General features: G+C 34.8%; 6 protein-coding genes, 1 pseudogene and 3 other annotated features (2 of these 10 cut by a window edge). Of the genes and pseudogenes, 1 reads left to right on the forward strand and 6 read right to left on the reverse strand.

The features are described from left to right. Positions 1 to 119 (reverse strand) — a binding site (T-box leader) (it extends 93 nt beyond the left edge of the window). 28 nt (positions 120 to 147) lie between these two features. Next, positions 148 to 1,569: a UDP-N-acetylmuramoyl-tripeptide--D-alanyl-D-alanine ligase gene (locus K5S59_RS18020; RefSeq protein ID WP_120449934.1), complete on the reverse strand. Its 1,422-nt coding sequence runs from the start codon at positions 1,567 to 1,569 to the stop codon at positions 148 to 150. A gap of 64 nt (positions 1,570 to 1,633) precedes the next feature. Here K5S59_RS18020 and K5S59_RS18025 point away from each other — a divergent pair, with 64 nt between their 5' ends. Beyond that, a complete protein-coding gene (locus K5S59_RS18025) occupies positions 1,634 to 2,116 on the forward strand; it encodes a hypothetical protein (RefSeq protein WP_000751333.1) in 483 nt (160 codons plus the stop codon). 103 nt (positions 2,117 to 2,219) lie between these two features. On the opposite strand, the gene K5S59_RS18030 is transcribed toward K5S59_RS18025, so the two are convergent. The 5 genes and pseudogenes from K5S59_RS18030 to argS all read right to left on the reverse strand — a co-directional run bounded on the left by K5S59_RS18030 (position 2,220) and on the right by argS (position 14,808). After that, on the reverse strand, positions 2,220 to 3,731 hold the full coding sequence (locus tag K5S59_RS18030) for a M36 family metallopeptidase (RefSeq protein WP_098259062.1): 1,512 nt from the start codon (positions 3,729 to 3,731) through the stop codon (positions 2,220 to 2,222). A 319-nt stretch (positions 3,732 to 4,050) separates the two neighbouring features. Then, positions 4,051 to 7,152 (reverse strand): isoleucine--tRNA ligase, encoded by a 3,102-nt coding sequence (gene ileS / locus K5S59_RS18035; protein ID WP_098259063.1) that lies wholly within the window; start codon positions 7,150 to 7,152, stop codon positions 4,051 to 4,053. Positions 7,153 to 7,206: 54 nt separating this feature from the next. Further along, positions 7,207 to 7,446 (reverse strand) — a binding site (T-box leader). Between the two features lie 98 nt (positions 7,447 to 7,544). Further along, positions 7,545 to 11,747, reverse strand: a pseudogene (locus tag K5S59_RS18040) (tetratricopeptide repeat protein). Between the two features lie 317 nt (positions 11,748 to 12,064). Beyond that, on the reverse strand, positions 12,065 to 12,985 hold the full coding sequence (locus K5S59_RS18045) for a class I SAM-dependent methyltransferase (protein ID WP_120449930.1): 921 nt from the start codon (positions 12,983 to 12,985) through the stop codon (positions 12,065 to 12,067). Positions 12,986 to 13,119: 134 nt separating this feature from the next. Then, positions 13,120 to 14,808: an arginine--tRNA ligase gene (gene argS / locus K5S59_RS18050; RefSeq protein ID WP_000385005.1), complete on the reverse strand. Its 1,689-nt coding sequence runs from the start codon at positions 14,806 to 14,808 to the stop codon at positions 13,120 to 13,122. A 45-nt stretch (positions 14,809 to 14,853) separates the two neighbouring features. After that, positions 14,854 to 14,902: a binding site (T-box leader), on the reverse strand; it runs 166 nt beyond the window's last position.

A 14,902-nucleotide genomic window follows, 5' to 3' on the forward strand; every position in this document is an offset into this window, starting at 1 on the left:
TCACGTTCAAAGCAACACTCACAGGTGTCTTTCCATCATGCGGTATCGCAATCTTCTCAGCAACCGATTGCTCTCTGTAGACCTTTGCATCATGTACTTTTCCTGATCATCACTTTTTATATTTACAGAGTATTCTATCTCTTTGTTTTATAAAATGCAAGTCTTTTTAAATATATTTTCATTTTTTCGTATCCAATTTCGTACAATCTCCTCTAAAGCTATTCCACGTGAGCCTTTTAATAATACGATGTCCTTTTTCGTTATAACTTTTAATACTTCCTCTGCTATCTTGGCTTTACTATTAAATGACTGTACTTTTCCTGAATCATATTTCTTTCTCGCTTCTTCCGCTACAATTTCAGCTAACTCTCCATAAGTGAATACATATTGAATGCTCTCTTGATTTAACATTTTACCAATTTCTCTATGATATGTTTCAGCATTCTTCCCTAACTCCAACATATCCCCAATTACTATGATTTTTTTCTTATAAGCATTTAATGTCTGAAACGTTTCAATTGCAGCCTTCATTGAAGAGGGACTAGCATTCCACGCATCGTTAATAATTGTAAAACCTGTTTTAGCAGTTAAAAATTGAAAGCGCATATGAGTAATATTTACTTGCCGCAATGCTTTTTGTATTTTTTCTACAGGAACATTATAATATTGACCTATAGCGATCCCGACAATCGTATTTAAAATGTTATGTTTTCCATGTAAGGGAACATCGTACTGGATATTTGAATCATTTAATTTAAAATGAATACCATATTCATCTAATTGCACGTTTGTTGGAAAGAAGTCATTTGTATACTTTTCACCAAATGCCTTACAATTTATACTCGATAGATTCTTATTTTTCAAAAGCAATGGTTCATCACCATTATACAAACATAATCCTTCATCTTTTAATCCATCAATAATTTCTAATTTAGCCTTCGCAATCTCTTCTCTTGATCCAAGCGTTTCTAAATGTGATTGTCCAATCATGGTAATGATCGCTACATCTGGCTGTGCTATTTTTGATAAGTTTCTAATTTGTCCTTTTTCACTCATCCCCATTTCAAGTATTAAAAACTCTGTATCTCGTTTCATCTCTAAAATTGTTAATGGTAAACCGATTTGACTATTAAAATTGCCCTTTGTTTTATGCACACGATACGTTGTACTTAAAATTGTGTTTATTATATCTTTTACTGTTGTCTTGCCATTACTACCAGTGATTCCGATTACGTTTACATTTAGCTCTTTTCGATAAAACTGTGCCAATTGTTGCAAAGCAAACAAAGTATCATCTACAAATATAATGGGAATCCCTTTTGGCGGAGTACCGTAAGACTTTTTCCATAAGGAAGCGACAGCTCCATTATCCATTGCCTCTTTCACATAATCATGTCCATCTTTCATTCTAATAATTGGGACAAACAAATTCCCTTTCTTAATTTTCTTGGAGTCAATGCAGATACCTTGTATCTCTATATTGTGAAATGATTCTTGTAACCCTTCACCATCTACTACCTCTTCCAATTTATTTAATTGTATTTGAATCAAATTATCACCTCTTTCCATTTTATTACATAAAAATTGTATTTTTTTCGCATATTAATTAACAAATTTAAAGCGAGGTGTGTATATGAAAAAAACAATAAGTTTCTTTCTCCTTTTGTTATGCCTAATCGTAGTAAATGAAACGTACGCCTATTCTCCAAAAGCTTTACCAATCTCACAAAACTCTGATCAATGGCAAGTGAATATTGATGAACCGAAAAAAATAAGCAAAAAGACGCTTCAAGCTAAAAAAGATGAATTTCAAACATATCAATTTTCAGTAAAAAATGTTGGAAACAGTGAAGTATATAACGTACAAGTCGAAGTATTCCGCAATGAGCCAAAAACGAAAACGAAATATGAACTATTCTCCCTAAAGGAAAGTCGTTTAGCAAGTGGAAAAACTGGATTTAGACATGCGAATTTTCCAGTTGCTACAAAAGCAGATGTAGTTGATGTAATCATTACTTGGCAAGAACACCCTTTCCGTTCCATGAGAAACGGTCAAAAAGTTGAGTCAAGAAAATTTAAAGAGCATTTTGTTTTTAAAGATGAAAAAAATAACTAAAATACGGATAAATTCACACTACCACTCATTTAGCTACCTTTACTAGTACCAGTTCATAAGCAAATTAAAAAGTCGTGGCTTATAAATGCCACGACTTTTTATATTAATTCGTACTAATTCCTCTTGCTGCCCAAATACGATCGATATCAGCAGCATGTTGTCCGCCATATAAAAGAGCATCCGCTTGCTTAATTGCTTTTGCTCCATCACTGAATTTAGAGTTTGGTGTTAATGACCAGTGTGATTGTAAAATAATTTTTGTTGCTACATCACGTCCAAAGGCTTGTGCCATCTCATATTGACCTTGCGCCCAAATTTCACCATCATCGTGTACTTCATTCTTTATATCTTTTGGATACACTTTATTATTATCTAAACGGCGTAAGCACGTTGGATCTGAACTAGAATAAGCAGTCGCATCCCATTCTCCAACACATGCTTTTCCGTATCCTGTAGTTGATACTGCATCTTCATACGTAGCACCTAAAAAGTCGCCAAACCCTTCTCCCATCGCTCCGCCTTCTGCTGAGCTACCAAAACCAGGAACTTGGTTATCTTGAATCGAATGCCCATATTCATGTGCGATAATACCAGCATCTTCTGCATCATCTACTCCGCCAGTACCAAAAGTTAAAGCTTTCGTTGTCGGAGAATAAAATGAGTTATCCGCCGTCGTTCCATTCACATTCACTTTAATAGAGCGATTATTAATATTTTTAAATCCTAACCCTTGAATGTAACGCTGTAATGTATCGATATGATAATACGACATAACATCTTCAAAGCTATCATTTGCGCGTGTATAGTTAAATTGTAAATTTGTAGATTTTGTTTTTGCTTTTGAAGAAATCGTTACATACTCTCCAATTAAAAATCCTGTTCCATCTAAACCTTTTAACGTAACAGTCTTCAATTGGTTCGTTAGCGCTGTTGAATCCGCATCGTTATTATCTTTTAATCCCACTTTACTGCCGCTAGATACGACTGGGTTAGGTAAAAATACTTTTCCTGACCCTTCTGCTTTTCGGTTTATATCAACCTTTTTAATTAACTTTCCATTTTCGGCATCAATAAATGTTTCCCATGCACCAAATGGATTATTAGAATGGACTACAACTTTATATACTGGACGAGCAATTCCCTCTTCAACAATATATCCGAATTCTTTCTCTGTAGGAGCCCATAAGTTTTGTTCACTTGCTTCTCCAACATACGCCATTGATTTTTGTATTGCATCTTTTTCACTAATTTTTGTCGTTACTTCCTTCACACCTTTGACGGATTGATAATCAGAAACAGCAAGTACGCCCTTTCCCTCTCCGTTAAGAGTAACTGTAATTTGTTTTGAAAATACAGGTGCACCATTAACGACTTGCTGGAACCTAACATATGAAGCTACTGACGTTTCTGTTGTAGAAATATATTGCAAGTCTGAAAGGTCTGCTTTTAATCCATATTGCGCAGCATTTTCTTTTAAATATTCAGTTGCTTTTTTCTGCGGCGAATAAGCTTCTAGCTTTACTTGCTGCTGTTTTTCCAATGCCGAAACCGTAGAAATCGTCCCCATTACTAACGGCACAGTCATTGCCATTGCTACCATTTTTTTATTAAACATAGAACCACTCCCCCTAATAAAGTAGCTCAACCTTATCCCATTACCACTAGGCAATCATTCCCCACAAAATGGGGGGATAAAAATTGAATCTACGAGTAATTCTCTATAAACAATTCTATTACCTTTCCATTTAAGGTGAGTGAAATTTTCTCAATATTTATGTGTAAAATGAGAAAAATACTGTAGAAATATATTTCTACAGTATTTTATTTAGTCTGCTATAAAGAAAGACATTTGCTAGAGGTCCTATCGCATGGATTATGAGGAAATTCTAATCATACAAAAAGGAAGTTGGAATGATTCCAACTTCCTTTTTTCTTTAATGAGCCGCGCTTAATTTAATTCGAACTTTTGCTTCACCTAAAGATAGTTCATCGTCTTCCTTTGTTAAATGATCAAATGTAAATTGCTTAACGAGTAAGTTTTCTTCCAACAACTCTTTATGATTCGTTAACGTTCGCTTTAGTTCTTCCTCTGTATCAAGAATAACATCGACTCGTAAATTAACCGGTAAATTCAACTGCTTACGATATTCTTGAACTGCTCGAATGAATTCACGCGCTACTCCTTCTTGTAACAATTCTTCCGTTACATTCGTATCTAACATAACTGTATATTTTCCGTTAGTCGTATTAGAGAATCCTGATTTTGCAACTTTCTCTACTAATACATCTTCAGCTGTTACCACTACTTCTTCTCCTGGTGCAGCTTCGTAAACTGCTCTTTCTGTAGATACAAAGTGTTGTACTTCTTCTTTTGATAATTGTTTTAGCCAGCCATTTAATGCATTCACATTTTTACCAAACTTCGGCCCAGCTGTTTTAAAGTTCAGCTTTAATTGATAGGACGTATATTTCGTTTCATCGAGTTCAACATGGAACGCTTTGACATTTAGTTCATCCATGACGATATCACGATACGATTCCCAATCCATATCATTCTCATTATGTGCTAGTAATACAAGTTCCGCTAATGGCTGTTTTACTTTTAAAGAATGCTGATTACGATTACTTCTTCCAAGTTCAACAACTTGTAAAACTGCATCCATTTCTGCTTCTAATTTCGGCTGAAGTAGTGATTCATTCACAACTGGATAATCCTCTAAATGAACGCTACTTCCAGTTAAATTTAAATGAATATCTTCAGCGACAAACGGTGTAAATGGTGCGATTAATTTACTAATTGTCACAAGCACTTCATGAAGTGTCTCATACGCAGCTGCTTTTTCGGCATTCATACCAGATTCCCAGAAACGATTACGTGATCGTCTTACGTACCAGTTACTTACTTCATCTACAAGTGCCGCGATTTCACGAGCTGCATTCGTAAATTGATACTCATCAAGTGCTGTTCTCACTTTTTTCGTCGTGCTATGCAATCTTGATAATACCCATTCATCCAATTTCGTCCACTTTACATCATACGTTTCTTTCGGATTATACTCATCTAAATTTGCATATAAAACGTAGAAGCTATACACATTGACTAATGTATCCACAAATTTAGATTTTGCTTCTAGTACTGTTCTTTCAGAAAAACGCTTCGCATTCCACGGAGCACTGTCAACGAGTAGCGCCCATCTTAAAGCATCTGCACCAAACTGATTTACTAAGTCAACTGGATCTAGTGCATTTCCTTTACTTTTAGACATTTTCTGTCCTTCTTCATCTAATACATGCCCTAGTGATAGCACTCGTTTATACGGTACTTTTCCTGTATATAGTGCTGATACTGCTAATAAACTATAAAACCAGCCGCGCGTTTGATCAATACCTTCTGCAATTACATCTGCTGGAAACTGTTCTTCAAATAACTCTTTATTTTCAAATGGATAATGATATTGCGCAAATGGCATGGAACCACTATCAAACCAAACATCAATTACTTCTGGTGTACGATTCATTGTACTTCCGCATTTTTCGCAGCAAACTTGCACTTCATCTACATACGGCTTATGCAATTCTAAATCTTCTGGTGTTTCTTTCGTACTATGCTTTCTTAAATCAGCAATGCTTTTCGGTGCGAATTGATGATCGCAACTTTCACATTCCCATACATTTAATGGTGTTCCCCAATATCTATTTCGGCTAATATTCCAGTCCACCATATTTTCTAAAAACTTACCAAAACGTCCATGTTTCATATGGTCTGGATACCAAGTAACAGAATCGTTATTTTGTAAAAATGTATCTTTAATTGCAGTTGTTCGGATTAACCAACTCTCTCCTGCATAATAAAGAAGTGGTGAATCACAGCGCCAGCAATGCGGATAGCTATGTTCATACTTTTCTTTATGATATAGTAAGCCTTCCTTCGCTAAATAACGAACGATATCCACGTCACAATCTTTTACAAATTTCCCTTTCAAAAATGGTACAGCTTCTGTATACTCACCTTTCTCATCTACAACATGCAAGAATGACAATCCTTCACTTTGAACGACTCTATAATCGTCCTCCCCATATGCTGGAGCGATATGAACAAGTCCTGTACCACTATCTGCCGTGACAAAATCTGCTTCAATAACATGGTAGCCATTCGTAACTTCTTTCATTGGAAATGGTGCTGTATAAGATGTGTTTACTAATTCATCACCTTTATGAACAGATAATACTTCATAGTCTTCTTTTAATACATCTTGTACACGTTCTTTCGCAACAATGTATACATGACCTTCTTGTTTCGCTTTCACGTATTCCATATTTGGATTTACAGCGAGCGCAACATTTGCTGGAAGTGTCCAAGGTGTCGTTGTCCACCCTAAGAAATATTCATTTTCACTATCTTTCACTTTAAACTTAACTGTTGCACTTAAATCTTTTACTGTTTTATACCCTTGTGCAACCTCATGTGAACTTAGTGAAGTTTGACAACTTGGGCAATATGGTGAAACTCTATGCCCCTTATACAATAAGCCTTTTTCATGAATCGTTCCTAAAATATGCCATACACTTTCGATATATGGATTCTCTAACGTAACGTATGGATCATCCATATCTACCCAATAACCGATGCTTTCAGTGAATTCACGCCACTGCTTCTCATATGTGAATACACTTTCTTTACACTTCTGAATAAATGGCTCAATTCCATACTCTTCAATTTCATGTTTACCAGAAATACCAAGTTGCTTCTCAACACCTAATTCTACAGGTAAACCGTGTGTATCCCATCCCGCTTTTCTTAACACTTTATAACCAGCCATCGTTTTATATCTTGCTACTACATCTTTAATTGTTCGTCCAAGTGCATGACCTACATGCGGTAATCCATTCGCCGTTGGTGGTCCTTCATAAAACACAAAAGATTGTGCGCCTTCTCGATTCTGAATTGATTGCTCGAAAATACTTTGCTCGTTCCACTGCTTACGAATACGTGTTTCTCTCCCAACAGCTGACTCTTTTACATCTACTTTCTTCATCTACAATCACTCCTTTTGAATGTTTTAAAGCACACAAAAAACCCGTCCCTATGAAGTAGGGACGGGTTTAACCGCGTTACCACCCTAATTCTATTAGCTCTTCGCTAATAGCACTTAGCAACGTACTATCATACGTGTTCTTTGTAACGGTAGACATCCGTCCGGGCTTACTTATTTTCAGCCTCGGCTCCTCGGAGATGATTTTCAAATAACGTCTGAACACCGGCTTTCAGCAACATACCGGCTCTCTGGGGAACAGTACACTATTTTACTCTTTCTCGTCTTCAGATTTGTATACTTTGTTAAAAGCTATTTTATGCCATTGGGCAACAAATTGTCAACTAATTCGAAATATATTTTTATTTATACCCTTTTTCGCGATTCTTATACAATTACTTTTCAAATTCTCGCAATGCTGCTAAATTTTCATCATCCTCGATAAGTTCAGCAAAGAATCCGGATTCATCCTCACGAAGAACAATTTCAAGCTCTTCCTTCGCCTCTTCAATTCTGTTTAACTGCGCTAAATAACAAGCACGATCGTATCTTGCTAACTAATCACTCGCATCAATTGTTAATACTTCATTTGCTATTTTTTCTGCCTTTATCGTTTGTCCGGCACCATGATATGAAGATGCTAAAGAAAGAAGAATCGCTGTTTCATTTGGATGATGTATAGAAGCATTTTCTAATATATGAATCGCCTCTTCAAACCTTTCTTGACTTTGATACATTTCTCCTAAAGCAAGAAACGCTCTACTTACAAAAGGTGTTTGCTCCGTTAATTGTAAGGTAATCTTTTCTGCTTTTCTTTCTTCCCCTATTTTAAAGAATACTTGTGCTTGTAAAAGAAGCGTATCATAATCATCTGGTAACTCTCGAACCATTTGCTTCGTTACTTCCGAAGCATCCCGTAACATATCTTCTTCCTCACACTCTATGAATAGATTTACAAGTTGCTTTGCTACATCGTAATCCCATCTATTTTCTAACGATGTTTGCAATACATCTATCGCCTCTTTATACATCGCCACATTCTCGTAAAATAGTGCAAATCGCTGCGCTGCCATACTATTTTTCGGATTTAACTTTAACGAAATTTCATATAAATCAATGATTGTAGTAATAATTGAAATTTCTTTCGCACGGTTTTTCATACGATAAAAAGCTCTCGTAATTATGGATTTCTTCGGCTGTTCATTTTGTTGACGTTCAATCCATCTTTCCGTCACCGCAGATGCAGCATACATAAATACCATACTTCTTTCTGCCTTTTTCACCTTTAATGTATGAAGAAAATCTCGTATGTTAGACAATTTTTTATGTTGTTCTATCGATTTTACATATACATCAAATATACGTTCATTATTTGCATCTTTTTGTATCACTTTCATTGCAATCTCAATTGCTTTTTCATTTCTATTTTTCACTAACACTTTTGCATAATGATATAGAACTTCTGTATGCTCACCGTCTAATTGTAGCGCTTCTTCAATCCATGCCTGTTCTTTATCTATTTCATCCATCGCTCCATACACATATGCAATCGCATCTAATCGCCATATTTCAGGTACTTCGTCCGCTAATTGTTCTAGTTCAGTCAGCAATTCTTCCTGAAGATTCATTTCTACTGAAAGCTGTGCCAAATACTCCATGTTAATATGCAACGGCTCTTCTTTCATCGCCTGAACCATATGACTTTGTTCTTTAGAACGGTTTTCTTCTTTCTCGTATATTTCCGCAAGCTGTAAATGTACACCTACGAAATTCTCATCAAGCTCTAAACATGTTTCATACGCTTGTTTTGCTTCCGTCAATTGCCCTAATGCCATGAGTGTTTCACCAATTCGGTAATAAGGTAATGCCGTTTCCTTTTGTTCTATCGACTTATTATACCTTTTCATCGCTTGGCCGTACTGCCCAATAGATTCATATAAAATACCTGTATAACAACCGTATTCGCTTATTTCATTTCTTTCTTTTTGTAACGTTCTTAAGAATGCTATACCTCTTTGTACAAATACTGTTCCTTTAATTCTATTCACATATTCATCTAACGCACTTGCCACATTATATTCGCTCTGCTTTATACCACTCTCTAACTTAGACAAAGCTACTTTAAACCCTTCTTCATTTCCACCAAGTTCAACCTCAGCATCCCATAGAACCATTCCCGCATTCATAAGAAAATCTTGGCTCTTTTCAATTTGTTTTTCAATACCGAGAATATATTGTTTCGCTTCCTTGTACTGTTCTTTCGCCATATAAACTTGCGTAAGTCCAAAGTGAGAATAAACATCATCATGATTTTCTTCTAAAGCACGATTATACAATGTTTCTGCTTCTTCCAGACTATCATTTTGAAAATGATAGTCACCGAGTTTTACGTATAGAGGTGCCTTATCGTCACAATTCTCAATACCTTTTAATAAAATTTCTTTCGTACTTTCCTCATCCTTCAAATCAGACTCGTATATTTCCGAAAGTTTTGTATAGATGTAAGGTGCATTACTATCCAAATGAATCGCTATTTTAAGCCCTTTTATCGCTAAATGTAATTTCCCTAAATGATGCGCACATCTCGCGCGCTCATACCATACATGTGCCTCACTTTTATTCTCTCTTAATAGGTCATTAAAAATTTCATACGCTTCTTCATATCTTTCTAAATCTATTAATATTAACCCATGATTCGTTAAAGTGAATCTTTCTGGACTACGCTCTAAAGCAACTTGAGAAAACTGCAACGCCTTTTCAGATTGATCGATATACATGTATGATAAAGCGAGAAAACTCCAAGCAATCGGCTGATCTGCGTCTAATTGTAATGATGAACGAAAACTTGAAATCGCTTCTATATAACTTTCCTGTTCAAAAGCATATCTTCCGTTTATTAAATGATATAAAGCACGATTATTTTTCTTCTCAACACTTGTCAGCATTTGCCCGGCTTTTTCTAATTCTTGAAGGCGAATAAAGCACTGCGCACCATGCAATTTAACAAAATCCGAGTTCGGAAACTTCTCCATTAACTTTTCAATACAAGATATAATAAACTCATTATCTACTTCAACATCTAAATGCTTAACCGTATATAACCACGTATTCGGATTATCACTCGTCTCTTTTAAAAATTGTACTAAGTTATGAATCCCCTCTTGATCATGTTCATCTAAATGATCCGTAAGAGAAAAAACAGATTTAAAATAATGATTTTCTTCTTCATTTAAAAATGCTAGTTGCTCCTTCTTTTCTTTCGGAACAAACGTAATCGCTAAACAACCTGTGTAACGATATTTTTCTTGTAACTTACTATATTCCACAATAACTGGTTCTATAAAGTTCGGATCTTGAACATAAAAAACTTGTAACGTATCATCATATCCAGATAGCACTTGCACATGTGAAGCATGCTCAATATCTATACTTAATAAAACAGGAATCCCTTCATCCAGTAGTCTCTTATAATTTTCCTCATTCCCTTTAAAATAACGATATTCATAACCTAATTCTTCTAAATAAGAAACAGTATCTGAAAACTTCGAGCCTGTCATATCAAAAATAAATTCTGCTATTTCATCTTGTGTACGTTTTTCTCCCCATAATTGCAACATCATTTCTAAACTTGTCGGAACACAATAATTATCCTTTTGGACAATGGGAACTATCGGTAAGTGCACCTTTTTTCCATCTGGATTTTTTTCTAAATTATGATATAAAGATTCTTTTAAACTTTTTTCTTCTTTTAATAACTGTTGTAAATCTACAAGTTTATTCATTTTGTAAAGCGCTTCTGCACGTAAATGTACAAAGTAAGCTTTATACGCATGATAAGGAAGTTGATTATTTAAGTTATCTATTACCGCTAACATTTCTTCATACTTCCTTAAATCTAATAAATATTTTACCTTTTCAAAATGAAAATATGGTACTTGCGGGAACTTTACAATCGCATCATCAATTAGCTGTAATGCACGTTTTTGTTCTCCTTGATTCGCATATAACTGTGATAATAAATAGGTAGATAACTCTTCACAATCTTTATGCTGCATGCCAGCTATAAATTGCTCTTCTGCTTTCTCCCATTCACCTGTATGCATATAGACGTAGCCCCATTTATCAAAAACGGCACGTGCACTGTACTCCTCTGCCTTTCGCATATAGATTAGGGCTTCTTCATTTCGTTTCATTTCCAACAGACATCGTACTAACGTAAAATATGTTTTCGCTAAAAGATCAGCTTCTATTTCTTCTTTGTTTACTTCTTCTAATGATTCTTTTAACAACTGTTCTACTTCAAGTATTTTCCGCTCATCAATTAACTCATCACAATATAAAGAGAGCGTTCTCATATTTGGGAATTTTTTGTAGGCGTAGCGAATGAGGAATGAACTGTATTGGTGCATAAGTCCTTCATCAGTAAGACGTATTAATGTATCAAACTCCTTATGTGAAGGAACACTAGCAATCCAATTCTTCAAATAAGATAAAGTATTCTTTTCTTTTATATATGAAATTTCATTATTTATTTCCTGTAACCCATCTATAAATCTCTTGTCTTTCAAACAAGCATCTAACTGCTTAAAATCTAGCATGTATTCACCTCGAATATTTATTTGCACTGCTACTTGCTTAGATTTTACACATCATATTGTAGGTATTCAACTAAAATCTCCTATAATGGATAGTATTATTTAATATTATTCGAATTTATAACAAAATATAGTAAAAATGATTGTTTTTCTCTGTATTTTGTTTGATTATATGGAATAACGTAACATGAGGATCTTATCTATTGGAAGCTGGAATCCATACATGAAATTATATCGGCGATTTTCAAAATTTATCAGCGATTATACGGTGGATATCGACTTACCGACAAAAATGACAATCCTCAATAAATCGCTATCTTTCAACATTCTATGTCACCAAATGTAATTTTCATATTCGGAGCATATACTAAAGAAGAGTGCATTTGAAACACTTTAAAAAAGCGGAGCTCAGCTTCATATTGAGCTAGCGCATCATTATATGTTAATCCTCTAGTCATTAAACGCTCTATAAATTGCTGCCTATCACCTGGATTCCCTGCAATCCCCTCTTCTTTTAATGATTGATACAAACTTTGTTTATCATTATGCTGCATATTAGAATCTAAAAAATTCACTTTATCACTTACTCTGCATTGAATATTTTTCACACCTAGTTCACTTAAAAACATCGGTATTTTCATACCAATATTTCCATCTTTTCCGCTTCTCTGCATGTCACTTTCAAATAACTGCTGCAAAGTACCTAGTCTAATAATTTCCGATTGATTCTCTCCATTTAAAGAGTATGAAGACATATTTGATATCCAGTGTGGTTCAAAACAGATTATTTTTCCGCCCCTTTTAACTGAATGCATCATTTTTTGTAGCATCATTTTTGGTGAACTCATATGTAATAAGAAAGCATGACAAATTGCTATATCGTATGTATCGTTCAATCCAATCTCTGTAGCATCTCCCTCAAGAAATTCTGACTCAAACGGAAGTAAACAAAACAGATCTCTCGCTTCAGCTAGTAATGTTTCTCCACTGTCAATGCCTGTATACTTTGATCCTTCTGGAAGTAAAGGCATTAATACTAAGCCTAAATAACCATATCCACAACCATAATCAACGATATGTACTGGCTTAGTAATCCTCCAAACTGTATTTACTAAAAAGCTTACATAATCGTCGTTGTAATATAAATCTCTTGTATTTTTTAAGTATGTTAGTTTACTGTTCCAATCGTACGTTTCCAAGTTTAATGCCCCCTTTATATATATGACATTACAATTCTCCATTTAATAAGGACATTCCTACACTTGAAACAATTCTAGAAAAGTTTAAATTTAATAAAATTAAACTTCTGCTTTCACATTTTCTATAAAAATAAATAGGCATACATTATCTACTATGATACGTATACCTAATTATTTTACATCTCCTCAGGAGCATCCACCCCAAGTAAACGTAATCCCTCTTTTAATACAACTGTCACAGCATACACTAATGCCAGTCTGCTGTCTTTCTCTTCGCTCTCTTCTAATATACGAACATTACCGTAGTATTTATTAAACGATTGTGCTACATCTAATACGTATTTTGAAATGATTGATGGCTCATTTTTGTTGAAGGCTGCTTCGATTACTTGTGGGAATTTATTAAGTAATTTTACGACGCTCCAGCTATGATCATCTTTTAATGCAAACGTACACGTTTCAAATTCTACACTTTCTTTTCTTAAAATAGAGCAAGCACGTGCATGTGTGTACTGTACGTACGGACCTGTTTCCCCTTCAAATTTCAGCATATTTTCTAATGAGAATTCGATATTATGCATACGCTCGTTTTTTAAATCGTGGAAGATAACTGCACCAGCGCCGACTTGCTTTGCTACTTCTTCTTTCTGTTTTAAGTTTGGATTTTTCTCTTCAATATTTCGTTTTGCAAGGTCTATTGCTTCCTCAAGTACTTCTTCAAGTAAAATAACTCTTCCTTTACGTGTCGACATTTTCTTACCGTCTTTTAAAATGAACCCAAACGGTACATGTTCCATGCCATCAACCCAATTGTAGCCAATCTTTTTTAATACAGTGAAAAATTGATTGAAGTGTAAACTTTGTTCCGGGCCAACTACATAAAGTGCTTTATCAAATGCATATGTGTTTTGACGATATAACGCTGCCGTTAAGTCACGTGTTGCGTAAATCGTTGCACCATCGGATTTTCTAATTAAGCAAGGCGGCATTCCCTCTTCTTCTAAATTAACGACTAACGCGCCTTCTGACTCTTCAAGCAAATCATGTTCTTCTAAAATACCAATAAAATCTTCCATTAAGTTATTATAAAAAGCTTCTCCTTGAAAATTAGTAAATTCAACACCTAGAAGTTCATAAATACGAGAAAATTCTTTTAAGGATTCATGACGGAACCAATTCCAAAGCTCAACAGCTTCTTCATCACCTTCTTCTAATTTCTTAAACCAAGCACGCCCTTCTTCTTCTAGTTCTTCGTCGTCTTTTACCTCTTCATGGAATTGAACGTATAACTTAAATAATTCACGTATTGGATCCTCTTTAACTACTGCTTCATTTCCCCATTTTTTATAGGCGGTAATTAACTTTCCAAACTGTGTTCCCCAATCCCCAATATAATTAATTCCTACAACTTCATAACCACATTTTTCAGCAATATGTTTCAGTGAATTTCCAATCATTGTAGAACGTAAATGCCCCATTGAAAAAGGTTTCGCGATATTAGGAGAGGAATAATCGATAACTACCGTTTTTTCACAGCCAAAGTAATTTTGACCGTACTCTTCTTTCTCCGCTAAAACCGTTTTTAATACTGCATCACTTACAATTTCACGATTAAAAAAGACATTTACATAAGGACCAACGGCCTCTACTTTCGTAAAAAATGGATTACTTAACTTCTTCGCAACTTCCTTTGCGATAATAGCTGGTGATTTTTTATATTGCTTCGCAAGTGAAAAACATGGAAATGCTACATCTCCAAAATCATCTTGTTTCGGCGTTTCGATTAAATCTAAAATTTGGTTTTGCGTTAATTCATTCGTGAAAATATTAGATAAACTTTCCGCAAACTGCGTTTTATAATCCATACTACAACCTCCTTATTTTTTAAAACACAAAAAACTCGTCTCTAAAAAAGAGACGAGTTTAAACCCGTGGTACCACCCTTGTTGTTCATTACGA

The organism is Bacillus sp. BML-BC051 (assembly GCF_019656175.1).
Classification (GTDB): Bacteria; Bacillota; Bacilli; order Bacillales; family Bacillaceae_G; genus Bacillus_A; species Bacillus_A mobilis.

Bases quoted from the DNA above. Each gene is read 5' to 3' on its own strand.
- K5S59_RS18020 (WP_120449934.1), bottom strand. From the start codon at position 1,569: ATGGAAAGAGGTGATAATTTGATTCAAATACAATTAAATAAATTGGAA.
- K5S59_RS18025 (WP_000751333.1), top strand. From the start codon at position 1,634: ATGAAAAAAACAATAAGTTTCTTTCTCCTTTTGTTATGCCTAATCGTA.
- K5S59_RS18030 (WP_098259062.1), bottom strand. From the start codon at position 3,731: ATGTTTAATAAAAAAATGGTAGCAATGGCAATGACTGTGCCGTTAGTA.
- ileS (WP_098259063.1), bottom strand. From the start codon at position 7,152: ATGAAGAAAGTAGATGTAAAAGAGTCAGCTGTTGGGAGAGAAACACGT.
- K5S59_RS18045 (WP_120449930.1), bottom strand. From the start codon at position 12,985: ATGGAGAATTGTAATGTCATATATATAAAGGGGGCATTAAACTTGGAA.
- argS (WP_000385005.1), bottom strand. From the start codon at position 14,808: ATGGATTATAAAACGCAGTTTGCGGAAAGTTTATCTAATATTTTCACG.